Origin of the sequence: Kitasatospora sp. NBC_01302 (assembly GCF_035976515.1) — a bacterium.
Classification (GTDB): Bacteria; Actinomycetota; Actinomycetes; order Streptomycetales; family Streptomycetaceae; genus Kitasatospora.
On record NZ_CP108404.1, the window covers coordinates 4919890 to 4943679 of the forward strand.

Consider the following 23790-nt stretch of genomic DNA (forward strand, 5'->3'; position numbering starts at 1 on the left):
CCCCGCCACTCGCAGCCGCACAGGTGTGCGGCATACTGTCCTCAGTGCGGCGCTTGTGAAAGTGTTCACGTTCACAAGCTCGCAAGCTTGACCGGCATTGGTGCGGTTCGTGCTGAACGGTGCCTTTGTCCGGTTGTGTGGGGCAAGATCCTGGGTGAAACCAGGGCGGACCGGACAACGGATCGAAGGAAGAGGGCGAAGTGCAGCTAGCGATCGCTCACGAGACCATCGCGCGATGGCAGTTCGGCGTCACCACCGTCTACCACTTCCTCTTCGTCCCGCTGACGATCAGTCTGGCGGCGACGGTCGCCGGACTGGAGACGGCCTGGGTGCGCACGGGGAAGGACAAGTACTTCCACGCCACCAAGTTCTGGGGCAAGCTCTTCCTGATCAACATCGCCATGGGCGTGGTGACCGGGATCGTGCAGGAGTTCCAGTTCGGGATGAACTGGTCGGACTACTCACGCTTCGTCGGCGACGTCTTCGGGGCGCCGCTGGCGATGGAGGCGCTGATCGCCTTCTTCTTCGAGTCCACCTTCATCGGGCTGTGGATCTTCGGCTGGGACAAGCTGCCGAAGAAGATCCACTGCGCCTGCATCTGGCTGGTGGCGCTGGGCACCGTGCTCTCCGCCTACTTCATCCTGGCGGCCAACTCCTGGATGCAGCACCCCGCCGGCTACACGATCGACCCGGTGACCCACAAGGCCCAGCTCACCGACATCACCAAGGTGCTCTTCCAGGACACCTCGCTGGTGGTGGCCTTCCACACGCTCACCGCGGCCTTCCTGACCGGCGCCGCCTTCATGGTCGGCATCGCCTCGTACCACCTGTGGAAGACCAAGCGCCGCCCGGAAGGGGCCGACACCCGCAGGACCGCCTCGATGCGCGTCTCGCTGCGGCTGGGCCTGGTGATGGCGGTGGTCGCCGGCCTCGGCACCGCGATCAGCGGCGACACGCTGGGCAAGGTGATGTTCGAGCAGCAGCCGATGAAGATGGCCTCCGCCGAGGCGCTGTGGGACACCCAGGCGCCCGCGCCGTTCTCCATCTTCGCGATCGGCAACGTCAACGCGGGCCACAACTCGGTGGAGTTGGAGGTCCCGGGGATACTCTCCTTCCTGGCCCACAGCGACTTCAGCTCCCCGGTGCCCGGCATCAACGACACCGCCGCCGCCGAGGCGGCCAAGTACGGCGGCAAGCCCACCGACTACATCCCCAACATCTTCGTGACCTACTGGGGCTTCCGCCTCATGATGGGCTTCGGGATGACCTCCTTCGTGGCCGGCGCGATCGGGCTCTGGACCACCCGCAAGAAGTTCTTCCTGGCGCCGGAGTTCCGCACCGGCGAGGACGAGCCGCCGCGCCTGATGCTCACGAAGAACCGCGAGCTCGGCCCGCAGCTGACCAAGTGGAGCTGGCGGATCGGCATCCTGACCATGGGCTTCCCACTGATCGCCAACAGCTTCGGCTGGATCTTCACCGAGATGGGCCGTCAGCCCTGGGCGGTCTTCGGCCTGATGACCACCGCCGACGCCGTCTCCCCCAACGTCAGCGTGACCACCCAGGTGATCGCGTTCAGCACCTTCACCGCGCTCTACGCGGTCCTCGCCGTGGTCGAGGTCCGGCTGCTGCACAAGTACGCCAAGGCCGGCCCGGACGTCGACGAGCGCCCGCCCGCCAAGGACCCCACGCTGCGCGGCCCCGCCTCGGACGAGGACGCCGACAAGCCGCTCGCCTTCGCCTACTGAGCCGGGGAGAGAAGAGACATGCACCTGCACGACGTCTGGTTCGTCCTGATCGCGGTCCTGTGGACCGGCTACTTCTTCCTCGAAGGCTTCGACTTCGGCATCGGCGTGCTGACCAGGCTGCTCGCCCGGGACCGGGCCGAGCGGCGGGTCCTGATCAACACCATCGGCCCGGTCTGGGACGGCAACGAGGTCTGGCTGCTCACCGCGGCCGGCGGCACCTTCGCAGCCTTCCCCGACTGGTACGCCACCCTGTTCAGCGGCTTCTACCTGCCGCTGCTGGCGATCCTGGTCTGCCTGATCGTGCGCGGCGTGGCCTTCGAGTACCGGCACAAGCGCGGCGAGGAGCGCTGGCAGCGCGGCTGGGAACTGGCGATCTTCTGGACCTCGCTGCTGCCCGCCTTCCTGTGGGGCGTGGTCTTCGCCAACATCGTGCACGGCGTGGCGATCGACCAGCAGAAGAACTACGTCGGCTCGGTCGGCGACCTGTTCAAGCCCTACGCGCTGCTCGGCGGGCTGGTCACGCTGGCGCTGTTCACCTTCCACGGCGCGGTCTTCGCCGCGCTCAAGACGGTCGGCGAGATCCGCGGCCGGGCCCGCGCGATGGCGCGGTGGCTGGGCCTGGTGACGGCGGTGCTGGCGGTGGCCTTCCTCGGCTGGACCCAGGCGCACCAGGGCACCGGCTGGAGCCTGGTGGCGTTCGCCGTCGCGGTGCTCGCCCTGCTGGGCGCCCTGGTGGCCAACCAACTGGCCCGCGAGGGCTGGGCGTTCAGCCTCTCCGGGCTGACCGTGGTGGCCGCGGTGGCGATGCTCTTCCTGGCGCTCTTCCCGAACGTGATGCCCTCCACGCTCAACCCGGCCTACAGCCTGACGGTCAGCGGCGCCGCCTCCTCCGCCTACACCCTCAAAGTGATGAGCGTGGTGGCCGCGGTCTTCACCCCGCTGGTGCTGCTCTACCAGGGCTGGACGTACTGGGTGTTCCGCAAGCGGATCGGTGTCCAGCACATCCCGGCCGCCGACCACGCCCTGCCGGCTGCCGAGGCCTGAGCCATGAAGCCCGTCGACCCCCGGCTGCTCGCCCAGGCCCGCACCACCCGGGTCTTCCTGGCCGGCTCGGTGCTGCTCGGCGGCACCGGCGCGCTGCTGCTGCTCGCCCAGGCCACGCTGATCGCCGAGATCATCGTCCGCTGCTTCCAACGCGGCCAGGGCCTGGGCCAGTTGGCCACCCCTCTGGTACTGCTGGCGGCCGTCGCGGTGGGCCGGGCGCTGGTCGCCTGGCTCACCGAGCTGACCGCCCACCGCTCGGTGGCCCGGGTCAAGTCGCAGCTGCGCGGCCGGCTGCTGGAGCACGCCACCGCGCTCGGCCCCGGCTACCTGGCGGGCCGGCGCACCGGCGAGCTGACCACGCTCGCCACCCGGGGCGTCGACGCGCTGGACGACTACTTCGCCCGCTACCTGCCGCAGCTCGCGCTGGCCGTCGTGGTGCCGGTGGTGCTGCTGGCCCGGATCGCGGGCGCCGACTGGGAGAGCGCGGCGGTCATCGCCGGCACGCTGCCGCTGATCCCGCTCTTCATGGTGCTGATCGGCTGGGCCACCAAGGACCGGATGGACCGCCAGTGGCGCGCGCTGGCCCGGCTCTCGCACCACTTCCTGGACGTGGTCGGCGGACTGCCCACGCTCAAGGTCTTCAACCGGGCCAAGGCCCAGGCCGAGGCGATCCGGCGGGTCACCGACGAGTACCGCCGGGCCACCCTGCGCACGCTGCGGATCGCCTTCGTCTCCTCCTTCGCGCTGGAGCTGCTGAGCACCATCTCGGTCGCCCTGGTCGCCGTCTCGATCGGCTTCCGGCTGGTGGACGGCAGCCTCCCGCTGGAGACCGGGCTGCTGGTGCTGGTCCTGGCCCCCGAGGTCTACCTCCCGCTGCGCCAGGTCGGCGCGCTCTACCACTCCAGCGCCGAGGGCCTGGCGGCGGCCGAGGAGGTCTTCGCCGTGCTGGAGACCCCGCTGCCCGCCGCCGGCACCGTCCCCGCCCCCGCGCTCGCGGGCGCCACCGTGACCCTGGGCCCGCTCACCGTCACCCACCCGGGCCGCACCGCCCCCGCGCTCGCCGGCACCCGCCTGGAGCTCGCCCCCGGCACCACCACCGCGCTCACCGGGCCCAGCGGCGCGGGCAAGAGCACGCTGCTCGCCGTGCTGCTCGGTTTCGTCCGCCCCGACGCGGGCGGCGTCACGGTCACCGCCGCCGACGGGCGCGCCCACGACCTGGCGGAGCTGTCGCCCGAGTCCTGGCGCGCGCAGATCGCCTGGGTGCCGCAGCACCCGCACCTGTTCGCCGGCACGGTCGCCGACAACGTCCGCCTCGCCCGCCCGGACGCCCCCGAGGACGCGGTGCGGGCCGCGCTGGCCGCCGCGCACGCGCTGGACTTCGTGGAGCGGCTGCCCCAGGGCCTGCACACCCCCCTCGGCGAGGGCGGCACCGGCCTGTCCGCCGGGCAGCGGCAGCGGCTCGCCCTGGCCCGCGCGCTGCTGACGGACCGTCCGCTGCTGCTGCTCGACGAGCCGACCGCCAACCTGGACGCGCAGAGCGAGGCGGCGATCGTGGCCGCCGTCCGGACGCTGGCCGAGGACCCGGCGCGCACCGTCCTGCTGGTGGCGCACCGGCCGGCGCTGCTCGCGGTGGCCGACCGGCGGGTGGCGCTGGCGGCTCCTGCGGCGGGGCCTGCCGCTGCTGGCGCTGCTTCGGCCGGCGTCTCCGCTCTTTCCGCACCTGCGACCCCGGTCGCCGCTGCCGTGCCTGCCGTTCCTACCGCGCCTGCCACTCCTGCCGCGCCTGTCCTCGTCCCCGCCACCGGCGCCCCGCTGCGCCGGGTCGCCGCGCTCTTCGCCGCCGCCGAGGCCGGCCGCCCGCGCCGCCGGTTCGCGCTCGCCGTGCTGCTCGGCAGCCTCGCGCTCGGCTGCGCCGTCGCGCTGCTGGCCACCTCCGGGTGGCTGATCTCCAAGGCCTCGCAACAACCGCCCGTGCTCTACCTGATGATGGCCGTCACCTCGGTGCGCGCCTTCGGCGTCGGCCGCAGCTTCTTCCGCTACTGCGAGCGCCTGATCTCGCACGACGCCGTGCTGCGCACCCTGGGCAGCCTGCGGGTCACCGTCTACCGCCGCCTGGAGCGGCTGGCGCCCACCGCGCTGCCCGCCTTCCGACGCGGCGACCTGCTGTCGCGGCTGGTCGCGGACGTCGACGCGGTGCAGGACTGGTACCTGCGCTGGCGGCTGCCCGCCGCCGTCGGGGTCACCGTCTCGCTGCTCGCCTCCGCGGGCCTGGCACTGCTGCTCCCCGGCGCCGGGCTGACGCTTGCGCTCGGCCTGCTGCTGGCGGGCCTGGCGCTGCCGCTGCTGACGGCCCGGACCTCCGGCCGTACCGAGCGTCAACAGGCTCCGGCTCGCGGCGAGTTGGCCGCTGCCGTGGTCGACACCTGCACCGGCGCCGCCGAGCTGACGGTGGCCGGTGCGCTGCCCGCCCGGCTCGGCGCGGTGCGGGCCGCCGACGCCCGGCTGACCGCGCTCGCCGCCCGCTCGGCCGGCACCACCGCGCTCGGCGCCGGACTGATGGCGCTGCTCACCGGGCTCACCGTGGTCGGCTGCGCGGTGGTGGGCGTGCTCGGCGTGCGCTCCGGCAACCTCTCGGGCCTCTGCCTCGCCGTCGTCATCCTCACCCCGCTCGCCGCCTTCGAAGCGGTGACCGGGCTTCCCGGCGCCGTCCAGGTGCGCGAACGCAGTCGGGCCGCGGCCGGCCGGCTCACCGAGGTCTTCGACACCCCCGACCCGGTGCGCGAGCCCGCCGACCCCGCGCCGCTGCCCGCCGACCCGTTCCCGCTCGCGGTGCGCGGCCTGCGGGCCCGCTGGCCCGGACAGGAGGCCCACGCCCTGGACGGCGTGGACCTGGACCTGGCCGCCGGGCGCCGGATCGCGGTGGTCGGCCCGTCGGGCTCGGGCAAGACCACGCTGGCGCAGGTGCTGCTGCGGCTGCTCGACCCGAGCGACGGTTCGGTGGTGCTCGGCGCCGGCTGTCCACAGGCTGTGGACAGCCGCGCGCTGGACGGCGACGCGGTGCGCACGGCGATCGGCCTCTGCGCCCAGGACGCGCACGTCTTCGACAGCTCGCTGCGCGAGAACCTGCGCCTGGCCCGGCCCGATGCCCTCGAATCCGACCTGCGTGCCGCCCTCGCCGCCGCCCGCCTGCTCGACTGGGTGGACACCCTCCCCGAGGGCCTGGACACCATGGTCGGCGAACACGGCGCCCGCCTCTCCGGCGGCCAGCGCCAGCGCCTGGCCCTGGCCCGCGCCCTGCTCGCCGACTTCCCCCTGCTCATCCTCGACGAGCCCGCCGAGCACCTCGACCTCCCGACGGCGGACGCCCTCACCGCCGACCTGCTGCCCGCGACGGAGGGCCGGGCGACGTTGCTGATCACCCACCGCCTGGCCGGCCTGGCGACGGCGGACGTGGACGAGATCCTGGTCCTGGACGCGGGCAGGGTCGTCGAGCGGGGGAACTGGACGGAGCTGGCGTCCCGCGAGGGCGGCCGACTACGCGCCCTGTGGGAGCTGGAGCGCGCGGCGGACGAGCTGGTGGGGGCGTAGGCCGGGGTGGCGAGTCAGGGCAGCGCTATGCCTGGTACTCCCAAGGATTGAGCACGCGCGCACCGGTTCGGTGGAGGTGCTTGATGTTGCGGCTGACCACGGTCCAGCCGTTCGCGATGGCCGTCGCCGCGATCAGCGCGTCCGGCGGATCAATGCCTGCCCCGGCACTCGCTCAGCGATCACATTGGTATCGAGAAGGAAGATCACTCGTCGTCCGCCGCATCGTCGTATGACCGCGCCCCGAACTCCAATCCATCGAACGGCGTTGTCAGCAGGTGATCCAGAAACCCATCACTTCCGAGCGTCGCCCAGCGGTGCAGTATGGCCGGAAGGGCGTCGATATCAGTGTCGGCCAGTTCGGCATCGAAGTGTTCGACCTGATCCTTGGGCAACGAATCCCGGATCTCCCGGATCGTCCGCAGCGGATGAGGCTCCTCGGGCCGATGGGGCGAGCGTGGCAGATTCGGGGCGGTGCTCATGATCAGCTCCTCTGTCTCACGACCCGCAGGCCTGTACCTGAGGACAAGCCTAGGCCCGGACGCCCGTCGCTACCGGTGGCTGTGCGAGAACTCCTGTCCGGCCGCCCCGCTGGCCTGCGCGCCGGGTCCGGCGCTGCGGGTCCAGATCGGCCTGGACCCGGCGCGAGGTTCAGGCTGTGCCCGGGGATGCCCTGGACCATTTCCATGGGGGCGACGGGCGGGTGCTGACCTTCGTCGCCCACAAGCGCCTCACCCGAATGGCCGAGGGCGCGCGAACCCGAGCTTCGGGCGTCGGGATTCGAGCGTTCTCTCTGAGGAACGGTGGGGAACCAGATCCCGCCCACCCACCCAATGGCCTTGCCGGTCAATGAATATGACTTATCGTCATGACTTGACGGCGCTCGGCAATTACGGTGTACGGTTCGCGCAAATAAACAACCCCCGCCGGTGCTGACAACACCGAACGGGGGTCTGACCAACATTGATCGAGATCGAGGTCGATCCAGTGGCTGCCTGCCACCCTACCGCTGCGCCCGGCTACGGCAAGCGTTCCGCGCCGTCCCAAAGTCCGCGCACCCAGAGTGACTTCTCCCACCTTCCCGAACGCGAGGCCTATCTCGCCGCCTACATCGACCGTCTGCCCGACGGCGCGGCGATCGACACCAAGACCCTCGCCCGCGAGCAACCCCGCTACGGCCAGCAGGCCGTCCGCTCCGCCCTGCGCAAACTCGCCGACCTCGGCCACCTCCTGCGCATCCGCGAACGCGCCGGCGAGGGCCTCACCCGCTGGGTCTCCCGCACCTACTTCTCCCGCACCCCACGCCCCGTCGCCTGGTGGAGCCGCTTCCTCGCCGACCGCCGCACCAGCGGTAGCGCGGACCCCGCCCCCGCGCCCCCTGAGCGCTCCATCGCCTACCGCGCCCTCGCCTCCCTCGGCGCGGCGGACAAGCGGATGATGCTCTCCGCCCGCGAGTGCGAGGAACTGGAGCCCTTGGCCGCTGCCTGGTTCGCCCGCAACGTGACGGTCGGACAGTTCCGCTACGCGATGACGAACGGCCTCCCGACCACCATCCAGTGCGCCGGAGCCTTCACCCGCAAGCGATTGATCGACCGCATCCCCCCAGAACCCGCCCCCATGGCGGAATGCAGGGATTGCCGCACGTCGCACAGCGGCAGATGCAGTAGCCAAGAGCCGGACAGAGTCCCCACAACCCGCACCACCTACTGGGCCGGCCGGGCCCGCACTCTCGTCCGCGAGACCAGAGAACGCATTCGCTGAATACGGCGCCTTCCTCCCATTGCCATCCCACTTGTCCACGACTCTCGCATTGCTCACCGATGCGGGTCGAGGGGGCTCATTTCCGGCGCTGATGACGGCCTGGGATGATCCTCTCTGTACGAGAGGGGCTGTCATGACGATGGATGAACGACCGGATCCAGTCCAGATCATCGCCAGAGTAGGCACGAGCTTCCGCGCTGCAGAGCCGGAACGGGCGATCGAGGTGTGGGTGCATCTCGCCGGCCAGGCAGGTTGGCAGGTCAACCGGATCGACGGCGCGGCTGTGGACCTGGACGCGGGAGAATGTGGGGTCGTAGAGGTCGAGGGACTGCGCTACCTGGTGCGTCAGGATCGCAGAGTGCGGCGCACGCTCTTTGATGACAGCGGCGGAAGGCTTACGCAGCGGCCGGTCTTCAGCTTCGCGGCGTGGGCTGAGCCAGTGCTCTCTCCGGACAGCGTGGTTTCCTGATCGACCGCTCCGTCCTGGTGCCGCCCCGAGGAGAGCCGACCGGGATGCCGGGTTGGCCCTGGAGCCTTCCACCCAATGCACCAGGTGTTAAGCCGCTCGGCGTGCACGGGCGGCTGGGAAGCGACTTCGACCACCGCGTGCGCGTCCGCTGGGTAGGCTCTCGGTCGGATGCTGTCCCAGGAAGAGCCATGGCCAGCTACATCACAGTTCTGACCACCACCGACTCTGCCGACCGGGCACAGGAACTCGCTCGCGCAGGCGTCAGCGCACGGGCCGCGGCCTGCGCCCAGATCGATGGCCCCATCAGGTCCGTGTACTGGTGGGAAGGCGCCCTTCAGGTGGACGAGGAGTGGCGCGTGCTCTACAAGCTGCCCGCTGACCGGTTCCCCGAGCTGGAACAGATCATCAAGTCGGTTCACAGCTACGACACTCCGGAGATCATCGCTGCCGACATTACCCACGGTAGTGGTGAGTATCTTCAGTGGATCTCTGCCGAGACCGCTGGCTGACTACAACTGGGCGCTCTTATCCATCACTTGGCGAGCGGCTGGTTCCGGAGACAGGTCCCGGTCCTTGTCGCGCACTACGTCGCTGCCATCAGCGATCCAGGAGCCAGCGGAAAAGTCGGTGGGACCGACGTTTGCAGCACGCACCTCAGCGCCTCGCGGCCACCGCATCGGTGTACAACTCGGTGGTCAGATCGCCTTCGTCGATGCCAAGCCTGCTCAGGACGGCGCGGATGGCGTCGAGCGCCGGCTGCAGGTCCTGTTCGTCGGTGACCGTGGTCTCCAGCTCCAGGAAGGTCCCGTCGATCTCGGGTACGCGGACGAGCGTCGCCAGGAGGGCCCGCCCGTCGCTCCTGAAGGTGTAGTTGCGGCATCGCTTCTGGAACGCGATCCGTGGCACCAGGCCGAGCCCGCGCACGATCTCGTGTGCCGCGTCGGTGTCCTCGACCCGGGTCTCATGCTCCGGCTTCGACCCCGAGACCTCGTCCACGCGCGCGCCTTTGTAGGTCAGCACGGTGCGGCTGCCGTGGGCGCCGTGCACGGTGCGGATGCGCAGCTCCCGATCCGCACCCATCAGCGAGCCATCGGGGGCGTCGTAGTACGTGTCCTGATAGACCTCCGGCCGTCCTGGTCCGTACCCGGCCTCCAGCAATCGCGTGACGCTGTCCGGGTCACGCACTATTGCCTTCAGCTCTGCCTCGATCGCCACTCGATCTCCTCGCACCGACCGACTTGCGCCGGGCGTCTACTGGGCGCGGCTACTCACTGGCCGACGGCGCGAAGTAGTCGCGGAGCATGACCGTGGTCCAGTCGGCCTGGCGGTGGTCTCCTCGCGGACCCATCTCGGCGAACCACGGCTTCACGTCCAGGACCGGGGTGCCGTCCACGGCGTCCAGGTCCTCGACGTGAAGGTCCAGGCCGTCGACTTTGAGCAGACGGCAGCGTGACACCCCGAGCCAGTTCAGGCGCCGCATGTTGCGGTGCCCGAAGATCCCGACCTCGGGCCAGTCGGGGTTGTCCCGGGGGCGGCGGGCGCCGAGGTTCAGGTCGGTCGGGTCGGTGAGGTGGAACCGGAAGACGATCTCCAGGTGTGAGAAGTCCTCCAGCCCCTTGGTCGCATCGGGCGTGAACAGGGATCCGTCCAGCCGGATGATCGCCCGGGTGCCGCCCCAGAAGTCGTCCGTGGGTTCGATCCGGCCGCCGACCACGTGGCCGAGGGCTTCGACCTCGAACGTTCCACGCTCTGCCATGAGTGACTCCTCGTCAGACTGTTTCGGACAGGTACGCGGCGGCACGTGCGTCGACCTCGCCGACGGCCGAGCTGCCGCGTCGCCGGTAGGGGGAGAGCTGGGTGCGCATGGTGGTGGCGGCGTGCCGGGTGCGGCCCGACCGGACTCCGTCCATGGCGTCGAGTGCCTGCGACCAACTGGCGCAGGCCTGCTCGATGTCGTTCATCTGCGCGTACACGGAACCGAGGTACCCCAAGGTCACCGCGTGAGTGCGGGTGAACTTCGTTGCCCTGCGGGTACGGACGCTGTGGTGGAACTCGCGCACGGAACCGTCCAGATCCCCTATGTCGCGCAGAGCGCATGCGGTCTCGTGGGCCAAGCTGGCCTCGCCGAAGAAGAACACCCGGTCCGGCTCCATGATGCCTTCGTCGGCGGCGGACAGGTCGGTCTCTGCCCTCAACAGCGCCTTCGTGGCAGCGTTCTTGCGCCCGGTTGCGGCCAGGCCCCGGGCGTGGACAACACCAAGGAGGGCACGCTCACGAGGCGAGGCGAGCGTGTACCGGTCGCCGTCGACGGACGCGGCGGCCAGATCCAGGGCTTGCCGGTGATGCCCGAGGTCGATCGCCTGGTGCGCCATCGCGCGCAACACATGGCCGGCCATCGGCGGATCACCGGCCTCCGCCGCGAGTTTCAGGGCCTCGGTGAAGTACCGCTGTGCGGTCGCGTGCCGACCGCTGTCGAAAGCCATCCAGCCTGCCAGGTAAGTCAGTTCGCCGGCCGACGAGAAGAGGTCGCGCCGCAGCCGTTCATCAGTGAAGCTGCCCCGTAGGTAGGCGGTGACATCGGTCGACAGGTACTGCACCACGGACGTCCAGGCGTGGTCACCGCCACGGCGCTGGTCGACCTGGGAGAACAGAGTGGTCATGTCACGGACGGCTGCGAGGTCGCCGGGGCCGATTCGTACCGACGAGCCTGAGTCGCGCGTGCTGCCCCGTTCGGACATCCGACGCCACCAGTCGTCGCCAGGCAGCGAGAGGGCGGCCACCGAGTAGACCGCCGTCCCCAGCGCCCGCCTGCGTTCCACGTCCACGTCGGCTCTCCCGAGTTCGGCCAGCACGCTCAGCGTATCGGCGTCCCAGGCGGGAATTCGGGTTGAGGCGGTGATCAGTCCGATCTCTTCTGGCGTGACGACCCGGCCTCCCAGTGCGCGGCCGAGCGCTTCGGCCAGGAAGAGGCCGACGTTCCCGGCCGGCTGGCCACCGTTCTTCCAATGCGTGATGCTCGACTTGTTCGTTTCCGGGAACTCGCCGTGCTCGGCGGCCACCCGCTTGATCAGACGCGCGATCGCATCGCCGGAGAGCCTGGTCTCGTCAATGATCGCGCGCAGCTTCTCGTTCGGTTCTCTCGCCGACGCCAACGCCCACCTGCCTGACTGGCCGTTAAACCGCTTAAACCGCATTGCGTGGCCAACACGGTACTCCTGGTAGCCATCGGGCGGTTCACTATCTGACATGCCCACTCGGCGCGCGTGGGAGCCGGCGCAGGGCCCTGCAGATTGTGGAGCGGCCGGCTGCGGGGGACCGCGTCCATTCGTGAAGCCGGAGATACCGATGGCCACTACCGATCGAACCCCGCACCCGTGGAGTCGCAACGGCGCTTCCACACTGCGGGAACCCGGGCCGCCCGTGCCGCAGCCCGCCGCTGGGCCGATGCCCGTGAACTCCCACCTCTCCTATGCGCAGCGCCATGAGCGTGTGTGTGTCCGGTGTGGCTCTGCTGAGCCGCCCCTGGTGTCGGCCGGGCACTTGGCGGTCGACGGTCTGGTGTGGGCTGTGTCGGCGTGCCCTGAGCATGTCGGGGTGCTGGCCTGATGGGGACCGATGCCCGCCACACCGACCTCTACGTCTCAGCCGCCACCTTCCTCACGCAGTACGGTCTCCACCCCGACCCGGCGGGCTACCTCGCGCACGGGTACGTGGATCTCTGTCTGGCCGGGTGGCCGACCGCGTGCGGCGCCGAACTGGATCTCGCTACCCGTTGGGCGTTGTGGACGTGGATCGTCGACGACGTGTTCGACGCGGAGCTGCTGGGCGAATCCCCGCAGGTGGTGGGTGAGTTCACGCTCACCCTGCTCCTGGTTGCCGGTGGCAGTGCCCGGCCCGCGCCGGGCGATCACCCCGCCGTGCGCGCCCTCGCGGATCTGGCGGCGGACACCCGGGCGATGATGCCTGCCCTCTGGTGGCAGCGGTATCTGACGCACCTGGAGGAGTGGGTCCATGCCGCCTCCGCCAAGCTGCTCGACTTCGTCCAGCCGCACCGCACGCCAACTCTCCGCCAGTACCTGACGATCCGGCCGACCGACGGCGGGATGCTGCTCGCCGCCATGTGGTGCGAACTCGCCGGGCGGTGTGTCACGCCCGACTGGAACGACGCCCTGGTGCAGTCCCTGCTGCACAGCTTCTCGACCATCGGGTGCCTGGCCAACGGCCTCGCCGCCGACGCCGCCGACACCTTCACCGCCGTCGACGCCCTACGCGCCAGCCACCCACTGCCCCCGCCCCAGGCCCACGCGCACGTACGGGCGCTGCTCGACGCCGAGGAGCGCCGCTTCTGGTGGCTCTGCACAGCCGTCCGCGACGACGAACTCGCCACTGCCACGCGCCAGTTCGCCCGCGCCCTCGAGCGCTTCCGCCACGCCCTCACCACCTGGACCACCACCAGCACCCGCTACGCCCTCGCCGTTCCACAGGCCCCGCGATGAACGCGGCACACGCCGAACTCCGCTCCCTCGGCCGGCGGCTCGACCAGGCCGCCGCCCAAGGGGCCTCGATCAGCACCCTGGCCGACGTGCTCGCCTCGATGCGTGCACTCCATGAGTGCATCACCGAGCAGGTGGCCCGGGATCTCGGGCAGTTGGCCTCGGCGCTTCGCTCAGTCGCCGACGTACATCCAACCGATGAAGATCCAGAGCCCCGAGACCCCGAGCAGCACGGCACCTGCCAGCAGGGCGCCGAGGGCGGCCGCAGCGGCCCAGAGGGCCGTTCGCCCGAAGGGCAGCCACCAGCGAGGCGGGAGCGACAGGTGTGAGGCTGCGGCCGTCGTGCGGGCTCGGCGGCTGACGGGGGTGCCCTGGCCCCAGGGGTGGTTCTCCATGGGTCAAGGGTGATCGTGAATCGGGCGGCGGGCCTGAGTACTCCTACTCAACTCCGGGCGGCACCAGCGGTGTGATCACCGAGGGGCCGGTGAAGTCGGCGGCCAGCGCGTCCATCAGGACCTCGTCGCAGACCTCGCCGAGCCAGTAGCCGGCCTCGCGCAGGGTGCCAACCTGCCGGAACCCCGCCTTCTCGTAGGCGCGGACGGCGGCCCTGTTCGGGGCGAGGACCTTGAGCCAGACCATGCGCAGGTTGGTGATGTGGAACGCGTAGTCGAGAGTGAGGCGGGTGGCCTGGGTGCCGAGGCCGTGGCCGCGGGCTTCGGGGGCGAGCATGACCACGTACTCGGCGGTCCGCACGGCGTGGTCGGGCAGCAGGGTGGTGACTCCCACCGGGACGGGCTCACCCGTACCCAACCCGTAGACGGTGAACCGGAGGTTCCCGCCCCGGAGTTGGTGCGCCATCCCCTCGGTGCGCGCCTCCAGGGACTCCGGGCTCTGGCGGCCGTAGCCGACCAGCAGGGCCGGGTCCTGCTCCCAGCGCCAGTACGTCTCGACGAGGTCGGCACGGTAGGGGCCGAGCGCACAGGTCTCGGTGCTGATCCACAGGACGGTACTCATGGCGGGCTCCGGGGGTGTGGCGAGCCGCGACGTGGGGTGGTCGGGGCTCGCCGGGGTGGTGGTCAGGCGGTCACCAGCGGTCGATGCCCATCGCCTTCGCGGCGGAGTGGACGGCGTTGTAGTGCGGGATCGACATGTCCGACTTCTTGTCCTTGGCCGGCAGGCCCCGGTCGGCCTGGCGGAACTCGTCGCGGGCCGCGGTGAGCAGGTTCGTCCCGTAGTTGACCGGCACGTCGTCCTTGCCGTGGACGGGGTGCGACTTGGCTGCCGTCTGGCTTCCGGCGTTGGCCAGGATGCTCCGGGCCTGGTTGTAGTCGGCGGGCTTGATCGTCTTCGGGTTCCGGGTCTCGGCCAGGGCACGGGCACCAGTGGTGGCCGCCGGGGTCGAGCCGGCCGCCGCGGCGTAGCCGGCCGCGGGTACGGCCGCCGAGAGGAGGGCGGCGCCGACCAGGGTGGCGAGGGCGGTCGTGATGCGTCGAGTGTTCATGATCTGCTTAACGGCACCGGCAGGGGCGGGTCACGCCCTGTGGTGGCGGGCGGTGACGCTGAGTTCCTCCCGTCGCTTCCGCTGCTCACCGCCTACGCTCGGGAGCATGCCGAGCACCCCCGAGCCCGACGCCACCGCCGTCCCCGTCACCGAAGCGACCCCCCATCGCGTGCCCGAGATCTCCTCGCTCGGGCTGGACGAGCTGGTGACCGAGGTGGCCGAGCGGTTGCAGGTGGCCGCGGACCGGATGCAGCGGTTGCTGGAGGCGGTGGTCTCGGTCGGGGCGGGGCTGGACCTGCACGCCACGCTGGAGCGGATCGCGGCGGGGGCGGCCGAGCTGGTGGACGCGCGGTACGCGGCGCTCGGGGTGGTCTCGCCGTTCGGGCAGGGGCTGAGCGACTTCATCCACGTGGGCATCGACGACGCGACGGCCGCCGGGATCGGTGATCTGCCGCAGGGGCGGGGGATCCTCGGGGTGCTGATCGACCATCCCGAGCCGCTGCTGCTCGACGATCTGAGCCGGGACCCGCGGTCGGCCGGGTTCCCGCCGCAGCATCCGCCGATGAGCTCCTTCCTCGGGGAGCCGATCCGGGTGCGCGGGGAGGTGTTCGGCAACCTCTATCTGACCGAGAAGCGCGGCGGCGGCGGGTTCACGCCCGAGGACGCCCAGGTGGTGCACGCGCTGGCGGTGGCCGCCGGGGTGGCGATCGAGAACGCCCGGCTGTACGAGGCGGGCCGGCGCCGGGAGCGGTGGATCGCGGGGGCCGCCGCCGTGACCACCGCACTGCTCTCCACCGACGAGGCGCACTCGGCGCTGTCGGTGGCGGCCGAGCAGGTGCGGGAGCTGGCCGACGCCGAGCTCGGGATGATCATGCTGCCGACCAGTGACGGCAGCATGCGGGTCTCGCACGCCTCCGGTGCGGACGCGGAGTACGTGGTCGGCGAGCTGGTGCCGGGGTCGGGGTACGCGGCCAGGCTGCGCGACGGGGAGAGCATCTTCATCGACGACATGTCCAAGGACCCGAAGCTGGTGATGCGCCTGGCCCGCAGCTACGGCCCCTCGATGGCGCTGCCGATGGTCGCGGCAGGCCGGGTGCTGGGCGGGCTGGTGGTCTGGCGCGGGCACGGGGCGCGGCCGTTCAGCCAGAGCGAGAAGGAGCTGGCGGCCACCTTCGCCTCCCAGGCCGCGCTGGCCCTGCGGCTGGCCGAGGGGCAGCGGGACCAGCAGCGGCTGGCGGTCTTCCAGGACCGTGACCGGATCGCCCGGGACCTGCACGACCTGGTGATCCAGCGGCTCTTCGCCACCGGCATGATGCTGGAGAGCGCGGCCCGCAAGGCGCAGGTGCCCGAGGTGGTGGACCGGCTCGGACACGCGGTGGACGAGCTGGACGCCACCATCCAGGAGGTCCGCACCACCATCTACGCCCTCCAGCACGACGACCACGGCGACGAGCCGGACACCCTGCGCACCCGGGTGCTGCGCGAGGGCAGCCAGGCGGCGGCTGCACTCGGCTTCAAGCCGTCGATCACCTTCATGGGGCCGGTGGAGAACCTGGTCGGCGATGCGACGGCCCGTCAACTCCTCGCCGCGCTGAGGGAGATGCTCTCCAATACGGCACGTCATGCGCGCGCCTCGCGGGTCGGGGTCGAACTGGACGCCACCGTCCACCTGGACGACCAGGGCCACCCCGTCTCCGGTGATCCCGAGGTCCCGGACCGCGCGGGCCGTCCGGGCGTGCTGCTGACCGTCACCGACGACGGCGTCGGCATCCCGGCGGGCGGGCGGCGCAGCGGGCTGGCCAATCTGCGCCGCCGCGCCGAGCACCTGGGCGGCGACGCCTGGCACGAGCCGGGCCCGAACCGCCGTGGTACCCGGGCGCGTTGGTCGGCACGGCTGTGAGGCGCGGGCCCGGGTCGGCTTAGGGACCGTCCGGCAAGATCCGCCGGACAGTCCCTAGGGTCTTCCGGCTCCTAGGCCCAGGCGAACGGGGCGAGCTGCTCGTCCAGTTCGGCGTCGGTGAGGCGGTTGGCGAGGGTGGAGAGGGTGTAGGTGCCGATGCCGAGCACCACCTCCAGGGCGTTGCGCGGGGTGTAGCCGTGGGCGAGGAAGGCGTCCAGCGCTTCGGGGGATGCGGCGCCCGAGGTGGCCAGGAGCTCCAGGGTGAAGAGCCGGACCGCCTCCAGTCGGGGCTCGTCCAGCGCGGCGCCCGCGCGCAGGGCGGTGATCAGCGACTGGTCGGCGCCCATGCCGGTCAGCCGGCCGGTGTGCATGGCGACGCAGACGTGGCAGGCGTTGCGGGTGGCGATGGTCAGGACGAGCACCTCGCGGGCGAGTGCGTCCAGGGTGCTGCTCTCGAAGCGCTTGTTGAGCTCCAGGAAGCCGGAGAGCAGCTCCGGGGACTCGGCCATCGTGCGCACCGGGGTGGGCAGGTAGCCGAGGTGGCTGGCGGTCGCGGCCATGGCGGGCCGGGCGGCGGCCGGGGCGGTCTCGGGGGTGTGGGTGGGGAAGTGCTCGCAGGACATGATGGATCGGTCTCCTCGTGCGTCGTAAAATGGACAACGTGGTTGACTAAAAACGTAAACCAGGTTGTCTATCTTGGCAAGGACGGAGCGAGAAGCGATGGCTGAGCACCTGAACGGCGGGGCGGACGGCGGCGCGGGCGACGGGACGGGCGACCGGACGAACGACGGCGCGGGCGACCGGGCGGGGTACGGCTTCGAGCTGCCGCTGCTGCTCTTCGCCGGCTTCCGCTCGATCATCGACGAGCTGCACACCGAACTGGCCCGCCAGGGCCACCCGCAGGTGCGCCCGGCGCACGGCTTCGCGCTCCAGGCCATCGGCGTGCGGGGCGCGAGCGCGAGCGAGGTGGGCCGGCGGCTGGGCGTCACCAAGCAGGCGGCCGGCAAGACCATCGACCGGCTGGAGGCGCTCGGCTACGCGGAGCGCGTGGACGACCCGGCCGACGCCCGGCGCAAGCTGGTCCGGCTCACCCCGGGCGGGCTGGACGTGCTGGCCCGCTCGGCCGCCGTCTTCGAGCAGCTGCGGGGCCGCTGGGCGGCCGAGCTGGGCGAGGGCCGGGTGCGCGCCCTGGAGCAGGACCTGCGGACCATGGCGTCGCCGGAGTTCTTCCGGCTGGACGTGGCGGGCTGGTTCGGCTCCTGATCCAGGACGTCAGCCGGTCAGCAGCGGCTGCCGGTCGACCGGTCAGCCGGTGAGCAGCGGCAGCCGGTCAGCCGGTCAGCAGCGGCAGCCCGACCGCGAGCGCGATGGTCAGCGCGAGGAAGAGGATCCCGTACGGGCTGCCCAGGTTGATCGTCCAGCCGATGCCGAAGCGCCTGGGCACGAAGGCGGCGGAGTCGGCGCGGTTGACGTAGCACAGGCCGCCGAGGCGCCAGTACCGGTCGTCGTCCCGGTGCACCACCGCCGGCCTGCCGCTGCGGGCCTCGGCCCCGGTGACGTCGGCGACTCCCGCGGCCTGCCTCGCCGGGATCCGGCTGCCTTGCTGGCCGCTGCTGATCGCCACCACCAGCACCACGGCCAGCCCGAGGGCCGTCGGCAGCAGCAGGGCGAGGGGCGACAGGGTGCGGGCGCCGTCCCAGATCCACCAGGCCGCCACGGTGATGCTCAGGTCGGCGCCGAAGGTCAGCACCATCAGGCTGCGCGCCATCCGGGCCAGGAAGCGCCGGTGCTGCTCGGCGGTCACCTTCACCCGTGCCGGGTCCAGGTCGGGCCGGGCCCGGAAGACGGCCCAGCCGACCAGCAGCATGACCAGCGTCAGCACCACCTGCGCGATGACCGGCGCGAAGGCGCTGCCCACCGACTTGGCCGCCAGGCGGTCCGCCCGGCCGGGGCCGGTGAAGTGCATCGCCAACCGGGCCGGCATCGACGGGTAGCGCAGCGCGCCGGCCACCGCGGTGCCGAGGGTCAGCAGCACGGCGGGCAGCGACCAGAGCCACGGGAAGCGCGCGGGGTCGGTGCGCAGCGAGGTGTCGGCGGCCACGCCCTCGTGCAGCCCGTCGAACCACCCCTCGCGCTGCTTGACCGCGGCGATCGCCCGGTGCGCGCGCAGGTAGCCGGCCAACTGGACGGCGAGCAGGGCGACCAGCGTCACCGGCAGGGCCGCGGTATCGCCGCCGGCCAGCCCCCAGGCGGTCCCGGCCGCCAGCACCGCGCCGCCCGCCAGGGCGATCCACCACCGGTAGGCCCGCAGTTGCTCACCGACCACGGGCGCATCGGCCCGCTCGTCCGGGACCCGTACGCCGAACGGCAGCGTCGCGAGCGCCAGCGAGGGCATCAGCCAGGCCGCGCCGAGGAGCAGCAGCCCGATGGCGATCAGTAACAGGACAACGGTGGTGCTCATGTCGAATCCCCCAACTCCGGTACAGGTGTGTCTGGTACGGCTGCGGACAGGACCGGCGGGACGGGCAGGCCGAAGTCGCGCAGCGTCGTCGCGCAGGCGGCCAGCGCGGCGGGGCCGTCCAGGCCCTGGGCCACCGCCTCGGCGAGCAGCGTGTGCAGCCGCAGCCGCCACTGCTCGGCGAACTCGGCGGACGGCGGGCCGGAGCCCGGGTCGCGCTGGACGACCGCGCCGGTCCTGCGGTTCAGGATCAGCAGGCCCTCCTGCCGCAGCAGGTCGTAGGCCTTGTTGACGGTGTGGAAGTTGATCCCCAGGTCGGCTGCGAGCTGGCGGGTGGCGGGCAGCGGGCTGCCCGCGACCAGGTCGCCGACGGCGATGGCCGCCACCACCTGGTCCCGGATCTGCTGGTAGATCGGGACCTCGCCGGTGAGGTCGAGGGTGAGGATCACGGTGGCCCCCGCTCTTGTCTGTCTGCTCTATTACTTATAGAACAATGGAGGGCTCGACGGCAATGGCCGGTGGTCTCCGGACCGGCCCCATTCCCTAGGGCAGGTAACGGGCGGCGAGCGCGGCCACCTCGGCGGCCAGCGCCGCCCGCAGCTCCGGCGGGCCCACCACCTCGGCCTCCGAGCCGAAGTGGAGCAGGTCGCCGACCGCGACGGCCGGCGACTCCACCGGGAGGGTGAGCCGGATCCAGCCGTCCGGTCCGGGCGCCTGCGCCCGAGCCAGCGCTCGTGCGCCGACGGCACCGAAGCGGGCCGGCAACAACTGCGCTGCGCGCGGGGAGAGTCGCAGCTCGGCGGTCCCCTGGTGGAGCATGGCGGTCAGCCGGTCGGCGGCGGCCGTCCAGTAGGCGGCCAGCTCGAAGTCCGCCGGGCGCTCGAAGCTCCGGCCGGTCGGCTCCACGGCCAGGAAGCGCGACACCCGGTAGGTCCGCGGGCCGCGCCGCTCGCCGCCGTCCGCCGCCCCGACCCCGTCCGCCTCGTTCGTCCCCGCCTCCGACCCCTCCGCCCCCTCCGGCCCCGCCCCCTCTGCTACCGCCTCCGGCTGCGGCTGCGGCTCCGGCTCCGCGAGTGCGACCAGATACCAGATCCCGCTCTTGAGCACGAGCCCCAGCGCCCGCAGCTCGCGCCGCACCTCCCCGCCCCAGCGCCGGTAGTGGCAGCGCACCACCTGTTGCTCCCAGACCGCCCGGGCGAGATCCCCCAGCCACGGCACCTGCTCGGCTTCGCGGAACCACGCCGGGGCGTCCAGGTGGAACCGGTCCTGGATCCGCCGGGCCCGGGCCGCCGCCTGCTCCGGCAGCGCCGCCTGGAGCTTGAGCTGGGCGGCGGTGAGCGCGGCCCCGAGGCCCAGGTCGCGGGCTGGTCCGGGGGCGCCGGCCAGGAAGAGCGAGCCGGCCTCGGCGTCGGTCAGCCCGGTCAACCGGGTGCGGTAGCCCTCCAGCAGGCGGTAGCCGCCGGCCGGGCCGCGCTCGGTGACCACCGGGACGCCGGCTGCGCCGAGCGCCTCGACATCGCGGTAGACGGTCCGGACCGACACCTCCAGCTCGGCGGCCAGCGTCGCGGCGGTCAGCCGGCCGCGGTTCTGCAGCAGGAGCAGCAGGGCGAGAAGGCGGTCGGCGCGCATCCGGCCATCCTGCCGGAACCGGCGGGGATACCTGACAGAAGGTGGCAGGTATCCCGGCCAGGGTGGTGCGGGCAACCCCACCGAGAGGACCGTCATGACCGACACCAGCAGCAACACGACCACCACCACCGGCCGTTTCACCTCCACCGACTGGCAGGAGCACCCGATCGGCGCCGGCGGCACGGCCCCGCGGCTGGCCCGGGCCCGGGTCGCCAACGACTACACCGGCGGCATCGAGGCGACCGGCACCGTCTGCGAGTACACCCTCTGCTACGCCACCGGGAAGACCGGCGCCTTCAACGGCCTCGAGCTGCTGACCGGCCGGCTCGACGGCCGCACGGGCGGCTTCGTGATCGAGCAGCGCGGCACCTTTCATGAGGACGGCAGCGTGCGCTGCGCCTTCGAGGTCGTCCCCGACTCGGGCACCGGCGAGCTGACCGGGCTGCGGGGGAGCGGTTCCTACGTCACCGTGCCCGGGGAGCCGGCGGTGTCCTACTCCTTCGGGTACCACGGCCTCGGCTGACGGCCACCGCACATCTGCTCAGTTCGCCTGCCCCACAAGGCAGTTGTGCCACGGCGCGGCACTCCCGTCCGGCCCCGGGCCCGCCGAAGATTAACGGGGGAGAACTTCCCGGCCAATAGAGCTGCCGAACGGGCATCCGCTCTATCCGTGTCCAGTTCCGCACACATACGGTTGCGCCGATTGGGTGCCGAGCACGGGATCTCTACGTGACGCCCACGTGTTCTCGCCACCGCGCGGGGCCGCGGGGCGCCGGGGACGGGGCGGGTGGGCCGGGTGGGCCAAGCTGATGGCGGGCGGTCCGGGGCGGACACGGTCCGGGGCGGAGTGCAGATCGAGCGTGTGGCGAACGGCCGTTACCAGTGGCAGCTCAAGGCACCGAACGGTCGGATCGTGGCGGTCTCCGCGATGGTGCACGAGTCGCCGCAGGAGGCCGACCTGGCCTTTGCCGCGTTACGGGGGTACGCGGTGGAGCTGACCGCCCGGATCACGCACGTGCGCGACGGGATCGGCTGGATCTGGGTGGTCCCGGGCCCGCGCGGGGTGCCGGAGGCGCGCTCCAGCCGGGCCTACGAGCGCTATGCGACCTGCCAGAACGCGTTCCGCCGGTTCACCGCGCTGCTGGAACGCCAGCCGGCCGGCCGGTCCGCGGCCCGCCCGGGGACCGACCCGACGGCTCGGGCGGTCGACCCGCCGGCCCACTCGACGGCTCGACCGGCGGACCCGCCGACCGCGGCGCGGGAGCGCTCCCCCCTGGCCGGGGCCGACCGGCCCGGATCGCTGAGACCGCCGAGATCCGGCGGCGATGCCTGAACGCCCGGCCGAACATCCGGCGGAGCGCCCGGCCGAACGCCCGGCCGGACGCTCCGCCGGACGCCCCGCCCCCCGCGGCCCGCGCCTGCTCGCCGTGCAGGGCGCGGGCCGACTGGTCGGCTGGTCCCTCGCCGCGAGCAACGGGCGGCAGCTCGCCAGATCCGCCCGCCTCTACCGCTCGGAGCCCGAACTCGCCGCCGCACTGCGCGAGTTGCTGATCGAACGGGCCTCGCTGCGCTATGCCTTCGTACAGGACGCCTCGCGCGCCTGGTGCTGGTCGGCCTACCTCCCGCCGCGCACCACCCGCCCCGGCCCGCTCGCCGAGGAGCCGATCGCCCGCAGCGCCCGCGGCTATCTGCGGCGTGACCAGTGCCGCCAGGGCGTGGAGAGCTTCCGGGGCGGACTGAACGCGCTGGAGCGGGAGTTGCGGACCGTGGGCAGCGAGGGCCGGTGGCCCTGGTGACCGCCAGGTTGCCAGTTGCGACCCGAATCGCCACCGCGAGAAGAACGTCGGGCCGTGCCGGGCCGCCGCTGCCCCGGGTGACGGCCGCACCGGCGGCTGCGGGGCCTGCGACTAAACCACCAAGTCGACAAAACCCAGAAGTTCACCGGTACTTGGGCCGCCCGGGACGAGGCTTCCGGCGCCGCCGCCGACTGGACAGGATCGGTCCCGCCGAGAGGGGCCAACGCGACAGCGGCCCCTGGCACCCCGGGTCCGACCCCGGACCCGGACACGTCATGCCTGCCTCTCCCACCGGAGGAAAGCACCATGCGTCACACTGCCGCCAAGCTGTTCGCCGCCGCCGCGATCGCCACCTCGCTGGCCACCGTCGCCGCCGGCCAGGCCAGCGCCGACCCGACCGTCACCCCGGCCGCCCAGGACATCGTGGGCGTGGGTTCGGACACCATCCAGGCCGTGCTTGGCCAGTTCTCGACCGACTACAACGCCTCGCTGACCGCCGCCGGTGACACCACCTCGCCGCGCCTGTACAGCTACGACGCCACGCCGGCCGGCAACATCACCACGAAGACCGGTGCGACCAGCATCGCCCGCCCGAACGGCTCCGGCGCCGGCATCACCGCGCTGAACAACAACACCAGCTCCACGGTGAACTTCGCCCGCTCCTCCCGCGCCCCGCAGTCGACCGACCCGAGCACCGACGACTTCGTGGCCTTCGCCCGTGACGCCGTCTCCTGGGCGGGCAAGACCGGCGGCAACGCGCCGGCCAACCTGAGCACCGCCGACCTGAACGGCATCTACACCTGCTCCATCACCAACTGGAACCAGATCACCGACGTCTCCGGCTACACCGGCCCGAACGCCGCGATCGACGCCTACATCCCGCAGGTCAACTCCGGCACCCGGGCGTTCTTCCTGCAGGCCATCGGCGGCGGCACCTCGGTCACCCCCGGCTCCTGCGTCAAGGCCTACACCCCGGAGGAGAACGAGGGCACCGACGCGGTGTTCAACGACGTCAACGCCGTCTTCCCGTACTCCGCCGCGCACTACATCGGCCAGACCGTGGGCGGTCACACCACCACCACCGACGCCCCCGGCTACCTGTCGCTGCGCAGCGTGGACGGCACCAACCCGATCGCCGGCAACGCGCTGAACCCGGCCTTCACCGCCACCAACTACGGCCGCACGGTCTACAACGTGCTGCGTGACTCGGAGCTGAACGGCACCGGCACGCTCTCCACCGCGCTGCAGAACATCTTCGGCGGCACCGGCTGGATCTGCAGCGACCCCACCGCCGCGGCCGACATCGCCAGCTACGGCTTCCAGGCCCTGCCGCTGTTCGCCTGCGGCGCCGTGACCCACTCCTGATCCAACCGCTCGACCGGTAGTCGTACAGCGCCACACCCGGCGGC

General features: G+C 71.8%; 24 protein-coding genes. 13 read left to right on the top strand and 11 right to left on the bottom strand.

Annotation, left to right across the window (positions count from 1 at the left end):
• The first annotated feature begins 200 nt into the window (after positions 1 to 200).
• The 3 genes from OG294_RS21295 to cydD are packed head-to-tail and all read left to right on the top strand — an operon-like array spanning position 201 to position 6377.
• A complete protein-coding gene (locus OG294_RS21295) occupies positions 201 to 1745 on the top strand; it encodes a cytochrome ubiquinol oxidase subunit I (protein WP_327068106.1) in 1545 nt (514 codons plus the stop codon).
• Positions 1746 to 1763: 18 nt separating this feature from the next.
• Complete coding sequence (gene cydB, locus OG294_RS21300) at positions 1764 to 2789, top strand: cytochrome d ubiquinol oxidase subunit II (RefSeq protein WP_327068107.1); 1026 nt, start codon at positions 1764 to 1766, stop codon at positions 2787 to 2789.
• A 3-nt stretch (positions 2790 to 2792) separates the two neighbouring features.
• Positions 2793 to 6377, top strand: coding sequence for a thiol reductant ABC exporter subunit CydD (cydD, locus tag OG294_RS21305; protein WP_327068108.1), 3585 nt, complete (start codon positions 2793 to 2795; stop codon positions 6375 to 6377).
• A 203-nt stretch (positions 6378 to 6580) separates the two neighbouring features.
• On the opposite strand, the gene OG294_RS21310 is transcribed toward cydD, so the two are convergent.
• Entirely contained in the window at positions 6581 to 6856 is a 276-nt protein-coding gene (locus OG294_RS21310; protein ID WP_327068109.1) for a hypothetical protein, read from the bottom strand.
• 481 nt (positions 6857 to 7337) lie between these two features.
• Between OG294_RS21310 and OG294_RS21315 the strand changes: the two genes are divergently transcribed.
• The 3 genes from OG294_RS21315 (at position 7338) to cutA (ending at position 9113) form a co-directional block, all read left to right on the top strand.
• Positions 7338 to 8135 carry a hypothetical protein gene (locus tag OG294_RS21315; RefSeq protein WP_327068110.1) on the top strand — a complete coding sequence of 266 codons (798 nt, stop codon included), beginning with the start codon at positions 7338 to 7340 and terminating at the stop codon, positions 8133 to 8135.
• Positions 8136 to 8268: 133 nt separating this feature from the next.
• Positions 8269 to 8604: a hypothetical protein gene (locus OG294_RS21320; protein WP_327068111.1), complete on the top strand. Its 336-nt coding sequence runs from the start codon at positions 8269 to 8271 to the stop codon at positions 8602 to 8604.
• A gap of 188 nt (positions 8605 to 8792) precedes the next feature.
• The gene (gene cutA, locus OG294_RS21325) at positions 8793 to 9113 is read left to right on the top strand and encodes a divalent-cation tolerance protein CutA (protein WP_327068112.1); all 321 of its coding nucleotides are present in this window, start codon (positions 8793 to 8795) and stop codon (positions 9111 to 9113) included.
• Between the two features lie 145 nt (positions 9114 to 9258).
• Here the strand turns inward: cutA and cyaB are convergent, their stop codons facing one another.
• From cyaB to OG294_RS21340, 3 genes are read right to left on the bottom strand one after another with little or no spacing between them, the layout of a single operon-like run.
• Positions 9259 to 9819, bottom strand: a complete 561-nt coding sequence (gene cyaB / locus OG294_RS21330; protein WP_327068113.1) for a class IV adenylate cyclase — start codon at positions 9817 to 9819, stop codon at positions 9259 to 9261.
• A 49-nt stretch (positions 9820 to 9868) separates the two neighbouring features.
• Positions 9869 to 10360 (bottom strand): TrmO family methyltransferase domain-containing protein, encoded by a 492-nt coding sequence (locus tag OG294_RS21335; protein ID WP_327068114.1) that lies wholly within the window; start codon positions 10358 to 10360, stop codon positions 9869 to 9871.
• 13 nt (positions 10361 to 10373) lie between these two features.
• Positions 10374 to 11756 (bottom strand): Tat pathway signal protein, encoded by a 1383-nt coding sequence (locus OG294_RS21340; protein WP_327068115.1) that lies wholly within the window; start codon positions 11754 to 11756, stop codon positions 10374 to 10376.
• 453 nt (positions 11757 to 12209) lie between these two features.
• Between OG294_RS21340 and OG294_RS21345 the strand changes: the two genes are divergently transcribed.
• The gene (locus OG294_RS21345; protein WP_327068116.1) at positions 12210 to 13100 is read left to right on the top strand and encodes a terpene synthase family protein; all 891 of its coding nucleotides are present in this window, start codon (positions 12210 to 12212) and stop codon (positions 13098 to 13100) included.
• A gap of 170 nt (positions 13101 to 13270) precedes the next feature.
• Here OG294_RS21345 and OG294_RS21350 read toward each other — a convergent pair whose 3' ends face one another.
• From OG294_RS21350 to OG294_RS21360, 3 genes are all read right to left on the bottom strand, one after another.
• On the bottom strand, positions 13271 to 13492 hold the full coding sequence (locus OG294_RS21350; protein WP_327068117.1) for a hypothetical protein: 222 nt from the start codon (positions 13490 to 13492) through the stop codon (positions 13271 to 13273).
• A 43-nt stretch (positions 13493 to 13535) separates the two neighbouring features.
• Positions 13536 to 14111 carry a GNAT family N-acetyltransferase gene (locus OG294_RS21355; protein ID WP_327068118.1) on the bottom strand — a complete coding sequence of 192 codons (576 nt, stop codon included), beginning with the start codon at positions 14109 to 14111 and terminating at the stop codon, positions 13536 to 13538.
• Between the two features lie 70 nt (positions 14112 to 14181).
• Complete coding sequence (locus tag OG294_RS21360; protein ID WP_327068119.1) at positions 14182 to 14598, bottom strand: hypothetical protein; 417 nt, start codon at positions 14596 to 14598, stop codon at positions 14182 to 14184.
• Positions 14599 to 14704: 106 nt separating this feature from the next.
• Between OG294_RS21360 and OG294_RS21365 the strand changes: the two genes are divergently transcribed.
• A complete protein-coding gene (locus tag OG294_RS21365; protein WP_327068120.1) occupies positions 14705 to 16498 on the top strand; it encodes a sensor histidine kinase in 1794 nt (597 codons plus the stop codon).
• 71 nt (positions 16499 to 16569) lie between these two features.
• On the opposite strand, the gene OG294_RS21370 is transcribed toward OG294_RS21365, so the two are convergent.
• On the bottom strand, positions 16570 to 17121 hold the full coding sequence (locus OG294_RS21370; RefSeq protein WP_327068121.1) for a carboxymuconolactone decarboxylase family protein: 552 nt from the start codon (positions 17119 to 17121) through the stop codon (positions 16570 to 16572).
• A gap of 97 nt (positions 17122 to 17218) precedes the next feature.
• On the opposite strand from OG294_RS21370, the gene OG294_RS21375 reads away from it, so the two are divergent.
• The gene (locus OG294_RS21375; protein ID WP_327068122.1) at positions 17219 to 17761 is read left to right on the top strand and encodes a MarR family winged helix-turn-helix transcriptional regulator; all 543 of its coding nucleotides are present in this window, start codon (positions 17219 to 17221) and stop codon (positions 17759 to 17761) included.
• A 67-nt stretch (positions 17762 to 17828) separates the two neighbouring features.
• Here OG294_RS21375 and OG294_RS21380 read toward each other — a convergent pair whose 3' ends face one another.
• The 3 genes from OG294_RS21380 to OG294_RS21390 all read right to left on the bottom strand — a co-directional run bounded on the left by OG294_RS21380 (position 17829) and on the right by OG294_RS21390 (position 20585).
• Positions 17829 to 18959, bottom strand: a complete 1131-nt coding sequence (locus OG294_RS21380) for a DUF1648 domain-containing protein (RefSeq protein WP_327068123.1) — start codon at positions 18957 to 18959, stop codon at positions 17829 to 17831.
• A complete protein-coding gene (locus tag OG294_RS21385; protein ID WP_327068124.1) occupies positions 18956 to 19405 on the bottom strand; it encodes a GntR family transcriptional regulator in 450 nt (149 codons plus the stop codon). The genes OG294_RS21380 and OG294_RS21385 overlap by 4 nt, the downstream gene beginning before the upstream one ends.
• Positions 19406 to 19499: 94 nt before the next feature.
• Entirely contained in the window at positions 19500 to 20585 is a 1086-nt protein-coding gene (locus OG294_RS21390) for a helix-turn-helix transcriptional regulator (RefSeq protein WP_327068125.1), read from the bottom strand.
• 94 nt (positions 20586 to 20679) lie between these two features.
• Here OG294_RS21390 and OG294_RS21395 point away from each other — a divergent pair, with 94 nt between their 5' ends.
• From OG294_RS21395 to OG294_RS21410, 4 genes are all read left to right on the top strand, one after another.
• Positions 20680 to 21108, top strand: coding sequence for a DUF3224 domain-containing protein (locus OG294_RS21395; protein WP_327068126.1), 429 nt, complete (start codon positions 20680 to 20682; stop codon positions 21106 to 21108).
• 324 nt (positions 21109 to 21432) lie between these two features.
• Positions 21433 to 21918 (top strand): hypothetical protein, encoded by a 486-nt coding sequence (locus OG294_RS21400; RefSeq protein WP_327068127.1) that lies wholly within the window; start codon positions 21433 to 21435, stop codon positions 21916 to 21918.
• Positions 21911 to 22381 carry a hypothetical protein gene (locus tag OG294_RS21405; protein ID WP_327068128.1) on the top strand — a complete coding sequence of 157 codons (471 nt, stop codon included), beginning with the start codon at positions 21911 to 21913 and terminating at the stop codon, positions 22379 to 22381. The genes OG294_RS21400 and OG294_RS21405 overlap by 8 nt, the downstream gene beginning before the upstream one ends.
• Positions 22382 to 22687: 306 nt before the next feature.
• Positions 22688 to 23746, top strand: coding sequence for a substrate-binding domain-containing protein (locus OG294_RS21410; protein ID WP_327068129.1), 1059 nt, complete (start codon positions 22688 to 22690; stop codon positions 23744 to 23746).
• Positions 23747 to 23790 lie beyond the last annotated feature (44 nt).